The sequence below is a fragment of the Streptomyces sp. DSM 15324 genome (assembly GCF_001514285.1).
Taxonomy (GTDB): Bacteria; Actinomycetota; Actinomycetes; order Streptomycetales; family Streptomycetaceae; genus Streptomyces.
Window position 1 is genome coordinate 425,142 of the sequence record NZ_KQ949028.1, and the last position, 17,777, is coordinate 442,918.

20 protein-coding genes, 1 tRNA gene and 1 pseudogene are annotated in these 17,777 nt (G+C 72.7%); 13 read left to right on the plus strand and 9 right to left on the minus strand.

Features of this window, described 5'->3' with window-relative positions; translation table 11 throughout:
• Positions 1–12: 12 nt before the first annotated feature.
• Positions 13–180 (plus strand): hypothetical protein, encoded by a 168-nt coding sequence (locus tag AQJ58_RS43400; protein ID WP_159056284.1) that lies wholly within the window; start codon positions 13–15, stop codon positions 178–180.
• Between the two features lie 76 nt (positions 181–256).
• Here AQJ58_RS43400 and AQJ58_RS21535 read toward each other — a convergent pair whose 3' ends face one another.
• The 5 genes from AQJ58_RS21535 to AQJ58_RS21555 form a co-directional block, all read right to left on the minus strand.
• Positions 257–712: a PaaI family thioesterase gene (locus AQJ58_RS21535; protein WP_067252412.1), complete on the minus strand. Its 456-nt coding sequence runs from the start codon at positions 710–712 to the stop codon at positions 257–259.
• Positions 713–762: 50 nt separating this feature from the next.
• On the minus strand, positions 763–1,437 hold the full coding sequence (locus AQJ58_RS21540; protein ID WP_067252413.1) for an enoyl-CoA hydratase-related protein: 675 nt from the start codon (positions 1,435–1,437) through the stop codon (positions 763–765).
• Positions 1,438–1,483: 46 nt separating this feature from the next.
• Positions 1,484–2,080 carry a TetR/AcrR family transcriptional regulator gene (locus AQJ58_RS21545; RefSeq protein ID WP_234360159.1) on the minus strand — a complete coding sequence of 199 codons (597 nt, stop codon included), beginning with the start codon at positions 2,078–2,080 and terminating at the stop codon, positions 1,484–1,486.
• A 122-nt stretch (positions 2,081–2,202) separates the two neighbouring features.
• Positions 2,203–2,976 (minus strand): precorrin-6A synthase (deacetylating), encoded by a 774-nt coding sequence (gene cobF / locus AQJ58_RS21550; protein WP_067252415.1) that lies wholly within the window; start codon positions 2,974–2,976, stop codon positions 2,203–2,205.
• A 45-nt stretch (positions 2,977–3,021) separates the two neighbouring features.
• A complete protein-coding gene (locus tag AQJ58_RS21555; protein WP_067252649.1) occupies positions 3,022–3,546 on the minus strand; it encodes a DUF309 domain-containing protein in 525 nt (174 codons plus the stop codon).
• Positions 3,547–3,683: 137 nt separating this feature from the next.
• Here AQJ58_RS21555 and AQJ58_RS21560 point away from each other — a divergent pair.
• The 4 genes from AQJ58_RS21560 to AQJ58_RS21575 all read left to right on the plus strand — a co-directional run bounded on the left by AQJ58_RS21560 (position 3,684) and on the right by AQJ58_RS21575 (position 6,532).
• Positions 3,684–3,757: transfer RNA gene (locus tag AQJ58_RS21560), tRNA-Pro, on the plus strand.
• Between the two features lie 122 nt (positions 3,758–3,879).
• Entirely contained in the window at positions 3,880–4,452 is a 573-nt protein-coding gene (locus tag AQJ58_RS21565; RefSeq protein ID WP_067252418.1) for a TetR/AcrR family transcriptional regulator, read from the plus strand.
• Positions 4,453–4,592: 140 nt separating this feature from the next.
• Positions 4,593–5,771, plus strand: coding sequence for an acyl-CoA dehydrogenase family protein (locus tag AQJ58_RS21570; protein ID WP_067252419.1), 1,179 nt, complete (start codon positions 4,593–4,595; stop codon positions 5,769–5,771).
• 2 nt (positions 5,772–5,773) lie between these two features.
• A complete protein-coding gene (locus AQJ58_RS21575; RefSeq protein ID WP_067252420.1) occupies positions 5,774–6,532 on the plus strand; it encodes an SDR family NAD(P)-dependent oxidoreductase in 759 nt (252 codons plus the stop codon).
• Between the two features lie 15 nt (positions 6,533–6,547).
• Here AQJ58_RS21575 and AQJ58_RS21580 read toward each other — a convergent pair whose 3' ends face one another.
• Entirely contained in the window at positions 6,548–7,333 is a 786-nt protein-coding gene (locus AQJ58_RS21580) for a GntR family transcriptional regulator (protein ID WP_067252422.1), read from the minus strand.
• Positions 7,334–7,761: 428 nt separating this feature from the next.
• Here AQJ58_RS21580 and AQJ58_RS21585 point away from each other — a divergent pair, with 428 nt between their 5' ends.
• The 4 genes from AQJ58_RS21585 to AQJ58_RS43405 all read left to right on the plus strand — a co-directional run bounded on the left by AQJ58_RS21585 (position 7,762) and on the right by AQJ58_RS43405 (position 11,141).
• Positions 7,762–8,778: a sugar ABC transporter substrate-binding protein gene (locus AQJ58_RS21585; RefSeq protein ID WP_067252428.1), complete on the plus strand. Its 1,017-nt coding sequence runs from the start codon at positions 7,762–7,764 to the stop codon at positions 8,776–8,778.
• Positions 8,778–9,854, plus strand: coding sequence for an ABC transporter permease (locus AQJ58_RS21590; protein ID WP_067252651.1), 1,077 nt, complete (start codon positions 8,778–8,780; stop codon positions 9,852–9,854). The genes AQJ58_RS21585 and AQJ58_RS21590 overlap by 1 nt, the downstream gene beginning before the upstream one ends.
• Positions 9,855–9,859: 5 nt before the next feature.
• Positions 9,860–10,774, plus strand: coding sequence for an ATP-binding cassette domain-containing protein (locus AQJ58_RS21595; protein WP_067252652.1), 915 nt, complete (start codon positions 9,860–9,862; stop codon positions 10,772–10,774).
• 175 nt (positions 10,775–10,949) lie between these two features.
• The gene (locus AQJ58_RS43405; RefSeq protein ID WP_159056285.1) at positions 10,950–11,141 is read left to right on the plus strand and encodes a hypothetical protein; all 192 of its coding nucleotides are present in this window, start codon (positions 10,950–10,952) and stop codon (positions 11,139–11,141) included.
• A gap of 462 nt (positions 11,142–11,603) precedes the next feature.
• On the opposite strand, the gene AQJ58_RS21600 is transcribed toward AQJ58_RS43405, so the two are convergent.
• The gene (locus AQJ58_RS21600; protein WP_067252429.1) at positions 11,604–12,608 is read right to left on the minus strand and encodes a Gfo/Idh/MocA family protein; all 1,005 of its coding nucleotides are present in this window, start codon (positions 12,606–12,608) and stop codon (positions 11,604–11,606) included.
• A gap of 93 nt (positions 12,609–12,701) precedes the next feature.
• Complete coding sequence (locus tag AQJ58_RS21605; RefSeq protein WP_067252434.1) at positions 12,702–13,478, minus strand: SDR family oxidoreductase; 777 nt, start codon at positions 13,476–13,478, stop codon at positions 12,702–12,704.
• 297 nt (positions 13,479–13,775) lie between these two features.
• On the opposite strand from AQJ58_RS21605, the gene AQJ58_RS21610 reads away from it, so the two are divergent.
• The 4 genes and pseudogenes from AQJ58_RS21610 (at position 13,776) to AQJ58_RS21625 (ending at position 16,695) form a co-directional block, all read left to right on the plus strand.
• Positions 13,776–14,807: a LacI family DNA-binding transcriptional regulator gene (locus AQJ58_RS21610; RefSeq protein WP_067252436.1), complete on the plus strand. Its 1,032-nt coding sequence runs from the start codon at positions 13,776–13,778 to the stop codon at positions 14,805–14,807.
• A 159-nt stretch (positions 14,808–14,966) separates the two neighbouring features.
• Positions 14,967–15,479, plus strand: a complete 513-nt coding sequence (locus tag AQJ58_RS21615; protein WP_067252654.1) for a hypothetical protein — start codon at positions 14,967–14,969, stop codon at positions 15,477–15,479.
• A 10-nt stretch (positions 15,480–15,489) separates the two neighbouring features.
• Positions 15,490–15,801, plus strand: a pseudogene (locus tag AQJ58_RS21620) (hypothetical protein); the annotation flags it as partial.
• A 105-nt stretch (positions 15,802–15,906) separates the two neighbouring features.
• Positions 15,907–16,695, plus strand: a complete 789-nt coding sequence (locus AQJ58_RS21625; protein WP_067252440.1) for an alpha/beta fold hydrolase — start codon at positions 15,907–15,909, stop codon at positions 16,693–16,695.
• Between the two features lie 117 nt (positions 16,696–16,812).
• Here the strand turns inward: AQJ58_RS21625 and AQJ58_RS21630 are convergent, their stop codons facing one another.
• Positions 16,813–17,757 (minus strand): alpha/beta hydrolase fold domain-containing protein, encoded by a 945-nt coding sequence (locus AQJ58_RS21630; protein ID WP_067252442.1) that lies wholly within the window; start codon positions 17,755–17,757, stop codon positions 16,813–16,815.
• Positions 17,758–17,777: the final 20 nt, after the last annotated feature.

Here is a 17,777-nt window from a genome sequence, read left to right on the forward strand (position 1 = left end):
GTCCCCGTCACGGTGTTCGCCGGCCCGTCCGCCACCACACCCCGACGGACCACCCGAGAAACGGCCCCCGCCGCCCCGGGCCACACCCGCTACTGGATCGACACGGACGCCCGCCTCCGCCGCTTCTCGGCGCGTCTGAGCGGTGCCACCGACTGGCTGGTCGCGACGTTCTCCGCGTGACAATCGGCCCCCGCCGACACATGCCTCCGTCGACCCGGCCGGACCAGGGCTGCTTGCGCCCGCCGCGGCCGGTCGGTCAGTCGCCCGGCCCGAGGATCATGCACGTGATCGTGGCGTGGGCGATCAGCCGGCCCTCTTCGTCGACGACCCTGCCCTCGGCGGTGGCGGTGCGGCGGCCCGCGTGGACGACGGTGCCCTCGGCGGTCAGGGTCTGGCCGTCCGTGCGGGCGGGCCGGATGTAGTTCACCTTGAGCTCCAGCGTCGTGTAGCCGGTGCCGGCGGGCAGGGTGGTGTGGACCGCGCAGCCCAGCGCCGAGTCCAGGATGGTCGCGGCGATGCCGCCGTGCACGGTGCCGAGCGGGTTGGCGAAGTCGGGGCGGGTGTCGAGCGAGAGCACGACCCGTCCCTCCTCCACCTCGTCGAAGCGCATCCCGAGCAGCCGCCCGATGGACGGGCGGTCGCCGAGCCGTCCGTCCCGGGCGAGACGCAGGAGTTCGAGGCCGGACAGGGCGGAGAGGTCGGTGGTGGTCACGCGGTGGTCCTTTCGAGGGGCTTGCCGGTGTCGCCGTACGGCGGGGGTGTTCAGTCGCCGAGCGGGTTCTCCCGCTCGCGCAGGGGCACCAGCACGTGGGCGTACATACGCGACTTGATGGTGCGCAGGGTGTCGCCCGCCTTCGCGGCCTGGGCCGCGGCGAGGCCGACGGCCGTGGTCCGTACGGCGTCCTCGTCGACCGCGTGGTCCACGATGGCGGCGGTCAGCGCCTCGTGGCCGCCGTAGCGGCGGGCGGTGACCATGGCCTCGTGCGCGGCCTGCGGGCTCAGCCGGGCCTGGACGAGGGCGGACATGCCCGGCGAGAAGGGGATGCCGATGTCGGCCTCGGGCAGGCACCAGAAGCCGCGGTCGGCGCGCATCACCCGCAGGTCGTGGGCGAGCGAGAACATCGCGCCCGCGGCGAAGGCGTGCCCCTGGAGCGCGGCCACGGTCACGACCGGCAGGGTCAGCATGCGGGCGTACAGCGCGTGCACCGTGAGCACGTACTCCCGCTGCCGGTCGGCGTGGGCGAACAGCCAGTCCAGGTCGAGGCCGTTGGACCAGAACCGGCCCGTCGCGGCGGTCACCAGGGCGCGCGGGCCGTCCGCCTTCTCCACCTCGTCCAGGGCGGCGTCGACGGAGGCGAGCCAGTCGGGGTGGAAGCGGTTCTCCCCGTCGCCGAGGTCGAGGACGAAGACGTTCTCCTGCCGGTCCAGCATGGGCATGGCGACTCCTTCACGAGGCGAGCGGGGACACATCGGCCGAGGTGGTTCAGGACGGCGGGCGGGCCGTCCGCAGGGCGTGGTCCAGCAGGTCGCGGACCTCCACGGCGACCGCGTCGAGCGGGCCGGTGCCGCGCTCGGCCCGGCACAGCACCACCGCCCCCTCCACGGCCGCGACGAGGAACGCGGCCAGCCGTCTGCCGCGTTCCTCGGGCAGCCCGTGCCGCAGCAGCAGCGCGGTCAGCGCCTGCTGCCAGCGGGCGAAGGCCGCCGCCGCGGAACGGGCCGGCTCGGGGGCGGTGTCGTCGTTCTCCACGGCCACCGCCACGACGGGACAGCCGACGCGGAAGTCGCTGCGCACGAGTCGCTCCCGCCACAGCGTGAAGAACGCGTCCACGGCCCGCAGCGGATCGGGGTCGTCCACGGCGGTCTCGATCAGCCCGGCGATGAAGTCCCCGGCGAAGACCACGGCCTCGTCGATCAGTTGGACCCGTCCGCCGGGAAAGTGGTGGTACACCGAGCCGCGCGGCGCCCCGCTGTGCGCGAGCACCCGGTCGATGCTCACCGCGGCGGCCCCGTGCTCGGCGAGCAGGTCGGCGGCACCGGCGACCATCCGGCGGCGGCTGTCGGTCCTGCGCGGGCTCACGGGCGCACCTCTCCGCAGGGGCGCGGTACGGGGCCGCCTGCGACTGGCTGGTAATTATGCTCTATGGCATAGAACATGCAAGAGGCGACCGCACCGGCGGGACGCGAGGACGCCGTGCCGCGTCACCGCCGGCCCGGGTTGCGGCGCAGCAGGTAGGTGTCCATGATCCAGCCCTTGCGCTCGCGCGCCTCGGCCCGCGCCCACTCGATCCGCGGGCCGGCCTCGGCCAGCGGGCCGGAGATCAGGATCTCGTCCGGCGTGCCGATGTAGGCGCCCCAGTAGATGTCGATGTCCTCCTCGGCGTACCGCCGGAAGGTCTGGTGGGCGTCCAGCATCACCACGACGTCGTCCACCCCCTCGGGGAACCCCTCGGCGAGCCGGCGCCCGGTGGTGATCTGCACCGGGCGCGCCACCCGGTTCAGACCGGTGCGGTGCCGGGCGACCAGCGCCGAGACGCTGCTGATGCCGGGCACCACGTCATGGTCGAAGGCCACCGTGCCCCGTGCCAGCACCTCCTCCAGGACGCCCAGGGTGCTGTCGTAGAGCGCGGGGTCGCCCCACACCAGGAACGCGCCGCTGTCGTCCTCGCCGAGTTCCTGTGTGATCAGCCGCTCGTAGATGTCCGCGCGGGCGCTGCGCCAGTCGCCGACGGCGGGGGAGTAGGCGGCCCCGCCGGCCCCGCGGTCCCGCTCCGGGTCGCGCGCCTCGACCACCCGGTAGCCGCCCTCGGGCAGATGGGCCTCGAGGATGTCCCGGCGCAGCCGCGTCAGGTCGCTCTTCACCTCGCCCTTGTCCAGGACGAAGAACACGTCCGTGGCCCGCAGGGCCCGCACGGCCTGGAGGGTGAGCTGGTCGGGGTCGCCCGCGCCGATACCGATGACATGAATCTTTCGCACGTCGCCGAGTCTGCCGTACGCCGCCGGCCGGGACCGGGCCGGGAGTCACCGCAGCCGCGGCGCACACCGTCCCGCGTCCACGGCCGCCCCCGTCCGCTCCACCTCGTCCGCCAGCGCCCGCCCCCACCGGACGATCCCCGCGAGATCCATCCCGTGCGCCCGCGCCGCCCCCGCGCCGGCCGCCCACTCCTCCACGGCTGCGGCGCCGCGCCGCAGCAGCCGGGGACCGCCGGTGAGGTTGCCCCGGGCCGCGTGGGTCAGACCGACCGCGAGCTGGGCGAGCCCGCGCCACAGGCCGCGTTCCGCCTCGGGTCCGCTCTTCCAGGCGTCCTCGAAGACCTCGTGCGCGTGGAACGGCTTCCCCGCGTCCAGCAGTGCCTGCGCCTCGGTGACGGTCTGCCCCGGGCCGCGCACGACCCCCTCCGGCTGGCGCGCCACCCCCCGCGCCCCGTACGGCAGGGGCCGCCCGAGGCCGTCCCGGGGCCGTGCGCTGCGCGCCCGCCCTTCGTCGTCCCGGTCCCGTGACCCGCCGGTCGCGCCGTCCCTCGCGCCGCCCCGAGTGCTCCCCATGCCGTCCACGCGCTCCCTGCGGTCCGTACGGTCCATGCGCCCGATTGTCCCGCGCCCGGCTCCCTTTCGGCGTGGCGGCCGTCGTGGGGTAAAGTGCTGTTCGCGCGATCACGCGGAACTCCGCGAGGGTCGCGCACCGGGACGTGGCGCAGCTTGGTAGCGCACTTGACTGGGGGTCAAGGGGTCGCAGGTTCAAATCCTGTCGTCCCGACTTGCTGGAACAGCAGGTCAGAGGCCGTATCGGAGGATCCGGTACGGCCTTTTCGCCGTCCCCCGTCACTGCACGCCGTGCACTGCTGACCGGGCGGTAACAAAGGGGACTACGCTGGGCCCATGCCGTCCACCCGCCGCACCGCCCGACAGGCCGACCTGCTGGAACGACTCGTCGCGCTGCTGACGGCGGAAGGGTTCGCCGCCCTCACCCTCGACGACCTCGCCGAGCGGCTGCGCTGCTCGAAGACCACGCTCTACCAACTCGCCGGCAGCAAGCAGGGGCTGGTCGTCGAGGCGGTCAAGCACTACTTCCGCGGTGCGACGGAGGCCGTCGAGAAGCGGGTGGCGCAGACCGTCGACCCCTCGGACCGGGTCCGGGTGTACCTCACCACCGTGGCCGAGCAGCTGCGCCCGCTCTCGCGCGCCTTCCTCGACGACGTGGCGGACTTCCCGCCCGCCCGCGAGGTGTACGAGGCCAATACGCGGATGGCCGCGGAGCGGGTGCGGCAGCTGATCGCCGAGGGAGTCTCCGGCGGTGCCTTCCGGGACGTGCACACCGCCTTCGTCGGCGAGGTCGCCGCCGCGACGATGCGCCAGATCCAGCAGGGCGAGCTCAAGTCGCGCACCGGGCTGACCGACGCGGAGGCCTACGAACAGCTCGCCTCACTGATCGTGCACGCCGTCTCCTCCTGACCGGGCTGATCCGCCGGTCAGGCCGGCCCGCTGACCGGTCCCCCGATCCGGGTGCTGCGGCATACCCGCGTGCCGTACTGTGAATGATACGTTCGTACGCACTCCAGTATCGTTTCCCGTACTACTCCGGGGAGGTCACCATGCCTGCCACGCGCGCCCTGCCGACCGACGAGGCCGTGGAGCTCATCCAGCTCACCCGCACCCTCGCCGCCAAGGAACTCGCTCCCCGGGTCGCCGACGCGGAGGCGGACGGGGCGTTCCCCCGGGACGCGTTCCGCACCCTCGGGCGCAGCGGCCTGCTCGGTCTGCCGTTCGCCGAGGAGGACGGCGGGGCGGGACAGCCGTACGAGGTCTACCTCCAGGTGCTGGAGGAGGTCGCCGCGGTCTGGTCGAGCGTCGCGGTGGGCATCTCGGTGCACGCCCTGTCCTGCTTCCCGCTCGCCCGCTTCGGCACCGCGGAGCAGCGCCGCCGGTGGCTGCCGGACATGCTCGGCGGGGAACTGCTCGGCGCGTACTGCCTGTCCGAGCCGCACGCCGGATCCGACCCGGCGGCCATGCTGACCCGCGCCGTGCGCGACGGTGACACGTACGTGCTCAACGGTGCCAAGGCCTGGACCACCCACGGCGGACACGCCGACTTCTACACGGTCATGGCCCGCACCTCCGAGGACCGCAGCCGCGGCATCTCCTGCTTCCTCGTCCCCGCGGACGCCCCGGGCCTCAGCGCCGACCCGCCGGAGCGCAAGATGGGCCTGACCGGCTCGGCCACCGCCACCATGCGACTGGACGACGTCCGGGTGCCGGCCGACCGGCTCATCGGGGAGGAGGGGCAGGGCCTGAGGATCGCGCTCGCCTCGCTCGACCACGGCCGGCTCGGCATCGCCGCCGTCGCCTGCGGTCTCGCCCAGGGCGCCCTCGACCACGCGGTGCGCTACGCCCGGGAGCGGGAGACCTTCGGCAAGCCGATCATCGAACACCAGGGGCTGGCGTTCGTGCTGGCCGACATGGGCGCCGCGATCGAGTCGGCGCGGGCCACCACCCTGTCCGCCGCGCGGCTGAAGGACCTCGGTCTGCCCTTCACACGCGAGGCCTCGATCGCCAAACTCGTGGCCACGGACAACGCCATGAAGGTGACCACGGACGCCGTGCAGGTCCTCGGGGGATACGGATACACCCGCGACTTCCCCGTCGAGCGCTACATGCGCGAGGCCAAGGTCATGCAGATCTTCGAAGGAACCAACCAGATCCAGCGCATGATCATCTCCCGTGCGCTGGACCGTAACGACGGCGGTGTGCTCACCGCCCTCGGCAAGGAGTGATGATGCAGCTCGCCCACACCGCCGCCCTCGTCACCGGCGGTGCCTCCGGTCTCGGCGCGGCCACCGCGAAGGCCCTCGCCGAGCGCGGCGCGCAGGTGTACGCCCTCGACCTCAAGGACGGCGTCGACCGGGCCCCCGAGGTCGACGGCGTCACGTACGTCCCCGCCGACGTCACCGACCCCGAGCAGGTCCGGGCCGCCGTCGCCGCGGCGGCGGGCGCGGGGGTGCCGCTGCGCACGGTCGTCAACTGCGCCGGCATCGGCCCGTCCGCGCGGATCCTCGGCCGCAAGGGCGTCCACGACCTCGCGCTGTACGCCAAGGTGATCCAGATCAATCTGATCGGCACCTTCAACGTCCTCGCGCTCGCCTCCGAGGCCATCGCCGCCACCGAGGCCGACGAGCACGGCCAGCGCGGCGTGATCGTCAACACCGCGTCGATCGCCGCGTACGACGGCCAGATCGGCCAGGCCGCCTACTCCTCGTCGAAGGGCGGCGTCGTCGGACTGACCCTGCCCGCCGCGCGCGACCTGGCGCAGTACGGCATCCGGGTGTGCACCATCGCCCCGGGGATCGTGGAGACGCCGATGCTGGCCACGGTCTCGGAGGAGTACCGGGCGGGCCTCGCGGCCGGGGTGCCGTTCCCGCAGCGGCTGGCGCGGCCCGAGGAGTACGCGCAGCTCGCCCTGTCGATCATCGACCACGACTACCTCAACGGCGAGACCATCCGCATGGACGGCGCCCTGCGGATGGCCCCGAAGTAGCCGCGAGCCGCTTCCTCAGCCCCTGACCAGCAGCTGGAAGTCGAAGGCGTACCGGGACGCGCGGTAGATGTGCGTCCCGTACTCGACAGGCCGGCCGGTGTCGTCGTACGCCGTGCGCTGCATGGTCAGCAGTGCCGCGCCCGGCTCCTCGCCGAGCAGCCCGCCCTCCTCGGCGGTGGCCGCGCGGGCTCCGACGGTCTGCCGGGCGCTGTGCAGGGTGATGCCCGTCGCGCGCATCAGGTGGTACAGGCCGGTCGCCTCCAACCGCTCCGTGTCCAGGTCGAACAGGGCCGGGGGCAGGTAGTTGCACAGATGGGCCACCGGTTCCCCGTGTGCCGAGCGCAGCCGTTCCAGCCGGGTGACCTCGGCGCCCTCCGCGATCCCGAGGGCGGCCGCCACGTCGGGGCCCGCGGGGACCCGTTCGTTGCGCAGGACGTGCGTGGTGGGCCCCTGTCCGGCCGCCTCCAGGTCGTCGTAGAGGCTGCTGAGCTCCAGCGGCCGCTTGACCTGGCTGTGCACGACCTGGGTGCCGACGCCGCGGCGGCGCACCAGCAGCCCCTTGTCGACCAGCGACTGGATCGCCTGGCGGACCGTGGGGCGGGAGAGGCCGAGCCGGGTCGACAGGTCGATCTCGTTGCCCAGGAGGTTGCCGGGGGCGAGCGCGCCGTGCTCGATCGCCGACTCCAGCTGCTGGGCGAGCTGGTAGTAGAGCGGTACCGGGCTGGACCGGTCGAGCGCGAAGGGCAGCCCGTCCAGGGCCGAGGCGGCCACCGCGCGGGGACGTTCACCGGTCTTCGCCATCGAGGGCACCTCCTGAGTCGGCCGCGGGAGCGGATCGCCCGACGAACCTCCCCGAATCGTCCACACGTGCGAGGGGTACGCCTGTGTGCGAGGAATGATGATCGGCTTCTATGGTGGTCGGATGATCTGGCGTCCCCCAGGTGTAGGTCCCGGCGGCCTCCGCTGTCAATGGTTTGTTCTTACATTCGGACCTGATCCTGAGATGATGTCTTAACAAAGTATTGACACCGGGCCTGGGAGGGGATTTGATCCGGTCCCAGCGGTGCACGGGCCGAGTCCCTCCGTCGAACAGAAAACGAACAGTCGCGGACCCGGCCCCCGTGGCCCCTGAGCAGTAACGGGCCCTGATCCCAGAGATCCCCCACATCCCAGAGATCCCCCCACCCTTTCCCGGTCGTTCTCCCGTCGCACAGTGAGGTGCAGGAAAGATGGACAGCTCTTCGCCCCGTTCCCGCAGAATCGCCCCGGTCGTGGCCATGGCCGCGGCGGTGGCCCTGACCTTGGCGGGCTGCTCCAGCAGCTCCGGTGGCAAGAAGGCCGAGGAGAGCGCGGGCGGCGCCTCGGCGGGCAAGGCGAGCACCCCGCAGATGACGGTGGCGCTGGTGACGCACCAGTCGCCGGGCGACACCTTCTGGGACATCGTCCGCAAGGGCGCCGAGGCCGCGGCGGCCAAGGACAACGTCAAGCTGGTCTACTCGGCCGACCCGAACGCGGGCAACCAGTCCAACCTGGTCCAGAACGCCATCGACCAGAAGGTGGACGGAATCGCCGTCACCCTCGCCAAGCCCGACGCCCTCAAGGACGTCGTCGCCAAGGCGAAGGCCGCGAACATCCCCGTCGTCGGCCTCAACTCCGGTGTGAGCGAGTGGCAGAAGCTCGGCCTGATGGAGTTCTTCGGCCAGGACGAGACGGTCGCCGGTGAGGCGCTCGGCAAGCGGCTCAACGAGGAAGGCGCCAAGAAGGCCGTCTGTGTCATCCAGGAGCAGGGCAACATCGGCCTGACCCAGCGGTGCGACGGCGTGAAGAAGACCTTCTCGGGCACCACCGAGGTGCTGAACGTCAACGGCACCGACATGCCGTCCGTGAAGTCGACGATCACCGCCAAGCTGACCCAGGACAAGTCCATCGACTACATCGTCACGCTCGGCGCCCCCTTCGCCCTGACGGCCGTCCAGTCCGCCTCCGACGCCGGCTCCAAGGCGAAGATCGCCACCTTCGACCTCAACAAGGACCTCACCGGAGCCATCAGCAAGGGCACCATCCAGTTCGCCGTCGACCAGCAGCCCTACCTCCAGGGCTACCTGGCGATCGACTCGCTGTGGCTCTACAAGAACAACGGCAACTACATGGGCGGCGGCGAGGCCCCGGTGCTGACCGGTCCGGCCTTCGTGGACAAGACCAACGTCGACAAGGTCGCCGCGTTCGCCGCGAAGGGCACCCGGTGATCAGCATGACCCACCACGCCGAGCCGGCGGTGACCACACCGCCGGCCCCCGGCCCGAAGGAGACGGACGGCCGGACCGCCCGACGTCCCCTCGCCCTCCGGCTGCTGGCCCGCCCCGAGGTGGGCGTCTTCCTCGGTGCCGTCGCGGTCTACGTGTTCTTCCTCATCACGGCCCCGCCGGTGCGCGAGGCCGGCTCGATGGCCAACGTCCTCTACCAGTCGTCCACCATCGGGATCATGGCGCTGCCCGTGGCCCTGCTGATGATCGGCGGCGAGTTCGACCTGTCCTCCGGTGTCGCCGTGATCACCTCGGCGCTCACCGCGAGCATGCTCAGCTACCAGCTCACCGCGAACGTGTGGGTCGGTGTGGTCGTCGCGCTCGCGGTCTCCCTCGCCGTCGGCTTCTTCAACGGCTGGATGGTGGTGAAGACGGGACTGCCCAGCTTCCTCATCACCCTCGGCACCTTCCTGATCCTCCAGGGCGTCAACCTCGCGGTGACCAAGCTGGTCACCACCAACGTGGCCACCGACGACATCAGCGACATGGACGGCTTCGACCAGGCGAAGAAGATCTTCGCCTCCTCCTTCGACATCGGCGGTGTCGAAGTGAAGATCACGATCTTCTACTGGCTGGCCTTCGCCGCCCTCGCCACCTGGGTGCTGCTGCGCACCCGGTACGGCAACTGGATCTTCGCGGTCGGCGGCAACAAGGAGAGCGCGCGGGCCGTCGGCGTGCCCGTCACGTTCACCAAGATCTCGCTGTTCATGCTGGTCGGCTTCGGTGCCTGGTTCATCGGTATGCACCAGCTCTTCACCTTCAACACCGTGCAGTCCGGCGAGGGCGTCGGCCAGGAGCTGATCTACATCTCCGCGGCCGTCATCGGCGGCTGTCTGCTGACCGGCGGCGCCGGCTCGGCGATCGGCCCGGTCTTCGGCGCCTTCATGTTCGGCATGGTGCAGCAGGGCATCGTCTACGCGGGCTGGAACCCCGACTGGTTCAAGGCGTTCCTCGGCGTGATGCTGCTCGGCGCCGTCCTGATCAACTTGTGGGTCAGCCGTACGGCGACCCGGAGGTGACCCTCATGACATCCACCAACGGAACCGGCACCCACGGGGCGGTCGTCGCGGAGACCGCCGACCGGGCGGACGGGGCGATCGTCGCACTGCGGGGCGCCGGCAAGGCCTACGGCAACATCCGCGCCCTGCACGGCGTGGACCTGAAGGTCTACCCCGGCAAGGTGACCTGCGTCCTCGGCGACAACGGCGCCGGCAAGTCCACCCTCATCAAGATCATCTCGGGGCTGCACCAGCACACCGAGGGCGAGTTCCTCGTCGACGGCACCCCGGTGCGCTTCACCACCCCGCGCGAGGCGCTCGACAAGGGCATCGCCACCGTCTACCAGGACCTCGCGACGGTCCCGCTGATGCCGGTGTGGCGCAACTTCTTCCTCGGCTCCGAGATGACCAAGGGCCCCTGGCCCGTGCGCCGCCTCGACATCGAGAGGATGAAGAAGACCGCCGACGCGGAACTGCGCAACATGGGGATCGTCCTCGACGACCTGGAACAGCCCATCGGCACGCTGTCCGGCGGCCAGCGCCAGTGCGTGGCCATCGCCCGCGCCGTCTACTTCGGCGCCCGGGTGCTGATCCTCGACGAGCCCACCGCCGCCCTCGGCGTCAAGCAGTCCGGTGTGGTGCTGAAGTACATCGCCGCCGCCCGCGACCGCGGCCTCGGCGTCATCTTCATCACCCACAACCCGCACCACGCCTACATGGTCGGCGACCACTTCAGCGTGCTGCGCCTGGGCACCCTGGAACTCTCCGCCGACCGCAGCGAGGTCAGCCTCGAGGAGCTGACCAACCACATGGCCGGCGGCGCCGAACTCGCGGCCCTCAAGCACGAGTTGTCCCAGGTCCGCGGTGTCGACGTGGAGGAGCTGCCGGAAGAGGCGGACCTCACCGCACCGGTGGCGGGCGGCGGCGAGGAGACGTCCTGACAGGACGGTTCCCGCGGTCCCGCGGGGCGCGAGGAGCCTCGCCCGACGGACGTGACGGACATGACGGACGCGACGGACGCGACGGATGCCCCGGTGGGTTCCCACCGGGGCATCGCCGTTCCCGGAACCGGGGGCGCCTCGCGGACGTTGGAGGAGACGGAAGGTGTGCTGAGCCTTGGACGGGGAGGGTGAGATGCAGGAGGAGCGGCGGGAAGGTACCGAGGAGGACCGGCGCAGGGTCCGGTTCGGGTCGCTGCCCGAGCGGGTGCGCGCCGAGGACACGGTGGAGGAGCGCCCGGCCGTCCCGCGGGACCCGGCGCGCGACGCCTACGACCCGGACGAGTGGTTGGTCCGCTACTGCCTGTGAGGGCTCGCGTTCGCCCTCGTCGCCGGGGTGACGCGTCACCGGGTGCAGTTGATCGAGGACCACGCCGCCCTGGTCTCGAGGACAGCGGCTGGCCGGAACGTGAGGCGTTGTGTGACCTGTACATGGACGAGCTGGGGGCTCCGGGGCATGCGACGACGGCCTCCGCCGTCGACGTGCTTCCCGCCTACCAGTCCTTCGCCCTGGTGGGGGCGGTGTTCCTGATGGCGCACCTGTCCGAGGACGCGGCGGCTGACTCCTCCCTGTCGACGGGGTCCCGCCGCTGGGCGCAGAGGCGTCTGGGCCATGCGCACGCGCTAGGCGCTGCGAGGAGACGGCGACCACGGCAGACCTGCGAAGCCTGGCGGCGGAGCTGCGGGGCTCACTGGCTTGCCGACAGCAGGTCTGCGCTCCCCCGGGAGCACAGACCTTGCCGCTCGCCGGCGTCCCGGCGGAGTGGGCCCGTCAGGAGGCCCGCACCTCCGTGATCGTCACGGGGCGGTGCTCGTGCAGCGAGAGCGTGCAGGCCTCGGCGATCCAGCCCGCCTCCAGGGCGTCCTCGATCGTGCAGGGCGAGGGCCGGGTGCCGGCCACGACCTCGGTGAACGCGGTCAGCTCGGCGCGGTAGGCGGCCGTGAAGCGGTCCATGAAGAAGTCGTGCGGGGTGCCGGCCGGGAAGGTGACCCCGGGCTCCACCGAGCGCAGCGGCAGCTTGTCCTCCAGGCCCACGGCGATGGAGTCCGCGAAGCCGTGGATCTCCATACGGACGTCGTAACCCCGGGCGTTTTGACGGGAGTTGGAGATCACGGCGATCGTGCCGTCGTCGAGGGTGAGCAGCGCGCCGGTGGTGTCGGCGTCGCCCGCCTCCTTGATGTAGTCGGCGCCCCGGTTGCCGCCCACCGCGTACACCTCGGTCACCTCACGGCCCGTCACCCACCGGATGATGTCGAAGTCGTGGACCGAACAGTCGCGGAAGATGCCCCCGGAGGCGGCGACGTACGCCGCCGGCGGCGGCGCCGGGTCCAGGGTGGTGGAGCGGACGGTGTGCAGCTTGCCCAGCTCGCCCGACTGGACGGCGGCCCGCGCGGCGACGAACCCGGCGTCGAAGCGGCGGTTGTAGCCGATCTGGATCGGCACGTCCTTGCCCTGGACGGCCCTGAGGACCTCGACGCCCTCGGCCATGGTCTTCGCGACGGGCTTCTCGCAGAAGACGGGGATGCCCGCCTCGACACCGGCGAGGATCAGCGCGGGATGGGCGTCGGTCGCGGCGGCGACGACGATGCCGTCCACCCCGGCGGCCAGCAGGGCCTCGGGCGAGTCCACGACCTCGGCGCCGAACCGCTCCGCGGCGGTCTTGGCCGCCTCGGCGAAGGGGTCGGTCACGACGAGCGACTCGACGGCGTCGAGTCCGGAGAGGGTCTCGGCGTGGAAGGCGCCGATGCGGCCGAGGCCGAGGATTCCGATGCGCATGGTGGTGCAGCTCCTTGAGGGGTCTTACGGGAGGAGGGGGACGAAAGGGGTGGAGGCGGAAGGGAGGGGACGAAAGGACGAAGGAAGTCAGGTCTAGTCGAGGCCGCCGAGCACGTTCTGGTCCCAGTCGATCACCGAACCGGTGACCACGCCGGACCGCTCGGACAGCAGGAACACCACGAAGTCGGCGATCTCGTCCGGCTGGCCGAGCTTGCCCATCGGCAGCCGCGCGGCCGCCTCCTCGCGCCAGTCGTCCCCGGCGCCGTGGAAGGCCCGCTGCGTCGCGTCCTCGCCCTCGGTCGCCGTCCAGCCGATGTTCAGTCCGTTGATCCGGACGCGGTCGAAGCGGTGGGCGTGCGCCGCGTTGCGGGTCAGGCCGACCAGCCCGGCCTTGGCGGCGACGTACGGCGCGAGGAAGGCCTGTCCGCCGTGCGCCGAGGAGGTGATGATGTTGACGACCGTGCCGGGCGCCTCGCGGGCCACCATGTCCGCGACCGCCGCCTGCATGGCGAAGAACGGCGCCTTCAGGTTGATCGCGATGTGCTGGTCGAACAGCTCGGGCGTGGTGTCGAGGAGCGTGCCCCGGGCGGTCAGCCCGGCCGCGTTGACCAGGCAGTCGATCCGGCCGTAGGCGGCCACCGTACGGGCCACCGACGCCTTCGCCTGTTCGGCGTCCGCGAGGTCGGCCCGGACGAAGAGCGCCCGGCCGCCCGCCCCGGTCAGCTCGGCCGCCAGGGCCTCGCCGGGCTCCGGCCGCCGCCCGGTGACGGTGACCAGGGCGCCCTCACGGGCCGCCGCGCGCGCGACGGCCGCACCCACTCCCTGGCTGCCGCCGTTGACGAGGACGACCTTGTCGTCGAGAAGTCCCATGGAGCGCATGTCCTTTCAGCCGACGCACCGCTCGGTGCCGGCCCGAGGCGCCCGCCGGACGGGGAGGCCCGGGTGCGCGACGGCCTCCGGGGTGCGGTGCGGCCCCGGGCGTGCGGCGCGGCCGCGGGAAGGAAGACCGCGTCGCCCCCGCACGGACGTGAAGGACATCGTCGTCCCCTTCGATGACAATGGCGGCTCAGCACTGCCATTCTTGTCATGACAAACCCGTCGAACAACCAGCAGGCGGCCATCAAAAACCCCTCAAGCGGACCGTCGAGCGACTACGAGGAGCCTGCCGTGGGTCACCCCTTCCCCCTCCGCGAGATCGCACGTCAGGCGGGCCTGAGCGAGGCCACCGTCGACCGGGTCCTCAACGGCAGGGGAGGGGTGCGCGAGTCCACCGCGCAGGAGGTGCGGCGGGCCATCGCCGAACTGCACCGGCAGCGCACCCAGGTCCGGCTCGTCGGCCGGACCTTCATGATGGACATCGTGATGCAGGCGCCCGAACGGTTCACCACCGCCGTACGGGCCGCCCTGGAGGCCGAGCTGCCCTCGCTGCACCCGGCGGTCCTGCGCTCCCGCTTCCACTTCAGGGAGACCGGACCGGTCGCGGAGCAGATCGCCGTCCTGGACCGGATAGCGCGGCGCGGCTCGCAGGGCGTGATCCTCAAGGCGCCGGACGTCCCCGAGGTCACGGCCGCCGTCGGCCGGCTGGTCGCCGCCGGCATCCCGGTCGTCACGCTCGTCACCGACCTGCCCGCCAGCGCCCGGCTCGCCTATGTCGGCATCGACAACCGCGCCGCCGGCGCCACGGCCGCGTACCTCATGGGACAGTGGCTCGGCGAGCGCCCCGGCAATGTCCTCACCAGCCTGTCCAGCGGGTTCTTCCGCAACGAGGAGGAGCGCGAGATGGGCTTCCGCGGGGTGATGCGGGCCAGGCACCCGGGCCGCGCCCTGGTGGAGATCACCGAGGGACAGGGCCTGGACGCCACCCAGTACGACCTCGTCCGGGCCGCCCTGGCCCGGGACCCGGAGATCCGGGCGGTGTACTCGATCGGCGGCGGGAACTTCGCCACCCTGAGGGCCTTCGCCGACGCCCGCCGTGAGTGCGCCGTGTTCGTCGCGCACGACCTCGACCACGACAACACCCGGCTGCTGCGCGACCACCGGCTGTCCGCCGTCCTCCACCACGACCTGCGCCAGGACATGCGCGAGGCCTGCCACACGGTGATGCGCGCCCACGGGGCCCTGCCGCCCGCCGGACCGACCCTGCCGTCCGCGATCCAGGTGGTGACCCCGTACAACATGCCCCCGGCGGCGGGCGGCTGACCGGCGAGGGGCTCGGAGGCCGATCGCGTACGCCTTGCGCAGCCGGACGCCCCGGATCTGCCGGCCGTCCGCGGACTCCCGGACGACGGTGTCCGCCGGGCCACGTGGACGGTACGTCGTGACTGGCAGGCGGGGCGGGGCCGGGTGATCGTGGAGCGCATGGCGGACGACATGGCGGACACCGTCCGGACCCACGGGCACGACACCCACGAGACGATGGTCTTCGGCGGGGTCTACGGCGCGGTCCTCGCGAGTTCGATGGTGGCCGCGCTCACCCAGTACGGGTACGCCTCCCCGGCCAGGCGCCGCTACGACGCCCTGTGGCTGCTGGTCACCGCCGGAGCGTCCGCTCTCGCGCACGGCTACGCCCACTACATCGCCGAGCGCACCCCGCACCGCCGCTGGGACGCGCTGCGGGCCCTGCGCGACGAATGGTCCCTGGTCGCGGCGGTCGTGCCGACGGTGGTGGTGCTGGCGGGCGCGGGCTGGGGCTGGTGGCCGGCGAACGGGGTGGAGTACCCGGCCTTCGTCCTCAACATCGCCCTGCTGTTCGCCCTCGGTCTGCTCACCGCCCGCCGCGCGCACCGCTCCTGGGCGGCCGCCCTGCTGGTCGGGATGCTGGACGCGCTGCTCGGGCTGGTCGTGGTCGTCGCCAACGCCCTCATCAAGTGACCGGTGCCCGGCCCAGGGGCTCGTCGAGCGGATCCGCAACCGCGGCTCGCGCGTGCGGGTGGTGACCGTGGACGAGGCGGTCGCCGGCACCTGGTGCCGCACGGTCCTCGAAGCGCTGTGCGCGGCGAAGGCGGCCGTCGCGGCCGGGGACGAGCAGCCGATCCGGCACCTGACCGTGATCGACGCGACCGGGGCCAGGGACCCGCAGGCGGCCGAGGCGGCCGTCCGCGCCCACCTCGGCCGGGTGCCCGCGGCGTCCACCCTCGTCGGCACGCGGCGGAGACCCGGCACGGCCGGCCGGGAGTCGGCGGGCGCGCGCTGACCTGCCCGCACCGGCACCGGGACGCCGTCCCGCCGGCCCCGCACCCCGGGCGCGGTGGCCGGCGTTCGGCGTGCGGAGCGGGTCGTACGGGGTCACGCTCGTTGTATGGGTGAGCGTTGGGAGGTCCGCCGCGGCGGACCGGCGGACGCCGCGCACCGGGTGCTGATGATCCCGGGCGGACTGTGCACGACCGAGTTCTGCGCGGACGTCATGGCCGAGCCCGCGGTGGCCGGCCTCGGGACGGTCGCGGTGACCCTGCCGGGCTTCGGGCGCACCGATCCGCCCGAGGACGTGTCCATGGAGCACTACGCCCGGCTGATGGCGGACTTCGCCGCCGAGGCCCGCTGCGAGGCGGTCGTGGGGCACAGTCTGGGCGCCAACGTGGCGCTGGAGATGGCCGCCCTCGGCCTGTTCCGGGGACCGCTCGTGCTGCTCTCGCCGAGCTTCTCGCGCGGGGACGAGGCGAAGTCCCTGGCGGTGCTGAACGCGGTGGGCCGGGTTCCGGGGCTCGGCGCGATGGTCTGGGCCGGCATGCTCGGGCTGCTGCCCCGGGCGATGAAACGCGAACTGCCGCCGCATCGCGCGGAGGCGCTCGCGGCGGTGATGGCCGACAACGACCCGGCGGCGTGCCGCCGGATCCTCCACGAGTACTACGCCTACCTCGGCCGCCACCCCTCCCTGGTGCAGCGGTTGTGCGCGTCCGGCGTGCCGTCCTGGGTGGTGCGGGGCGACCACGACGAGATCGGTCTGACCGACGAGGAACGCGCCGGCCTCCAGGCCTGCCCGTACGTGCGGATGGTGACGGTCACGGACGCGGGACACGCGGTCCTGGTGGAACAGCCGAAGGCCGTGGCCGAGGTCGTCCTGGAGGCGGTGAAGGCGGGGGTGCGCTGAGGCCTCGGCCGGTGCCCCGGCGGGTTCCCCGGCCGGTCCCGCGGCAGGGGGCGCCCCACCGGGAGCCGCCGAATAGGGGGACGGCGGCTCCCAGCGGGACCGCGGCGCCCGTGCCTCTCAGGAGGCGTCGGGCGCGGTGGCGCGGCGGAGGTGACGGGCCATCAGGGCGTAGGTGCTGCGGGCCTTCTCGTCGTCGTTCCCGTCGTAGGCGTGGTCGGCCCCGGCCACGTCGTGGTGCTCGACCAGGGCACCGGCCGCGCGCAGCCGCTCGGCGTAGCGGACCGCCTCGGCGCGCAGCAGGTCGTACTCGGCCGTGACCACCAGCGCCGGCGCGATGCCCCGCAGATCGGCCACGTCCCCGGGGTGCGCGGGGGAGACGAGCCGGTCCGCGCGCTCCTCGGGGTCGGGCACGTACGACGTGTCGAAGACGTCCGCCATCCAGGGCCGCAGCGCCGGCCGGGCGATCGCCGCCTTCTTGTCCCGGGCGGCGGTCGCGAGGTCCAGCGGCGGATAGTGCAGCACCTGGAGGGCGATCGACGGCCCGCCCCGCTCCAGGGCCTGGCGGGCCACGGCCGCGGCGAGTGCGCCGCCCGCGCTCTGCCCGCCCACGGTGAGCCGCGCGCCGTCCCAGCCGTGCTCCGCGCCGTTTTCGACCACCCAGCGCACGACGTCGTACGCCTGTGTGGTGGGCGCCGGGAACGGATGCTGCGGGGCGACCACGTACTGCACGTTCACCACGACCACGCCCGCCTCGACGGCGAGGAACCGGCACAGCGCGTCGTCCATCGCCGGCATCGACACGACGTAGCCGCCGCCGTGGAAGTTGACGTGGACCGGGGGCCGGGCGGCGGTCCCGGCCGGCGGCAGGTACACGGTGACCGGCGCCGGGGCGACCGAGGTCGCCACGGTCTTCTCGCTCGCGTCCCGCGGGTACTCGGGGAACCGGGCCCGCCAGGCGGCCGTGGAACCGGGGCCGCCCGGGCGGCGGCTCGCCAGCCTGGTGAGGCCCTGCATCGTCTTCGCGGCGCGGGTCGCCACCGCCGGTCTGGCCAGGAGGGACATGCGGGTTCCGTTCGTCGGGC

What these genes read in the sequence shown, in the direction of transcription:
- AQJ58_RS21605 (WP_067252434.1), bottom strand. Translation starts at nt 13,478, where the DNA reads ATGGGACTTCTCGACGACAAGGTCGTCCTCGTCAACGGCGGCAGCCAG.
- AQJ58_RS21585 (WP_067252428.1), top strand. Translation starts at nt 7,762, where the DNA reads ATGGACAGCTCTTCGCCCCGTTCCCGCAGAATCGCCCCGGTCGTGGCC.
- AQJ58_RS21575 (WP_067252420.1), top strand. Translation starts at nt 5,774, where the DNA reads ATGCAGCTCGCCCACACCGCCGCCCTCGTCACCGGCGGTGCCTCCGGT.
- AQJ58_RS21630 (WP_067252442.1), bottom strand. Translation starts at nt 17,757, where the DNA reads ATGTCCCTCCTGGCCAGACCGGCGGTGGCGACCCGCGCCGCGAAGACG.
- AQJ58_RS21580 (WP_067252422.1), bottom strand. Translation starts at nt 7,333, where the DNA reads ATGGCGAAGACCGGTGAACGTCCCCGCGCGGTGGCCGCCTCGGCCCTG.
- AQJ58_RS21540 (WP_067252413.1), bottom strand. Translation starts at nt 1,437, where the DNA reads ATGCCCATGCTGGACCGGCAGGAGAACGTCTTCGTCCTCGACCTCGGC.
- AQJ58_RS21600 (WP_067252429.1), bottom strand. Translation starts at nt 12,608, where the DNA reads ATGCGCATCGGAATCCTCGGCCTCGGCCGCATCGGCGCCTTCCACGCC.
- AQJ58_RS21595 (WP_067252652.1), top strand. Translation starts at nt 9,860, where the DNA reads ATGACATCCACCAACGGAACCGGCACCCACGGGGCGGTCGTCGCGGAG.
- AQJ58_RS21570 (WP_067252419.1), top strand. Translation starts at nt 4,593, where the DNA reads ATGCCTGCCACGCGCGCCCTGCCGACCGACGAGGCCGTGGAGCTCATC.
- AQJ58_RS21615 (WP_067252654.1), top strand. Translation starts at nt 14,967, where the DNA reads ATGGCGGACGACATGGCGGACACCGTCCGGACCCACGGGCACGACACC.
- AQJ58_RS21625 (WP_067252440.1), top strand. Translation starts at nt 15,907, where the DNA reads ATGGGTGAGCGTTGGGAGGTCCGCCGCGGCGGACCGGCGGACGCCGCG.
- AQJ58_RS21555 (WP_067252649.1), bottom strand. Translation starts at nt 3,546, where the DNA reads ATGGGGAGCACTCGGGGCGGCGCGAGGGACGGCGCGACCGGCGGGTCA.
- AQJ58_RS21565 (WP_067252418.1), top strand. Translation starts at nt 3,880, where the DNA reads ATGCCGTCCACCCGCCGCACCGCCCGACAGGCCGACCTGCTGGAACGA.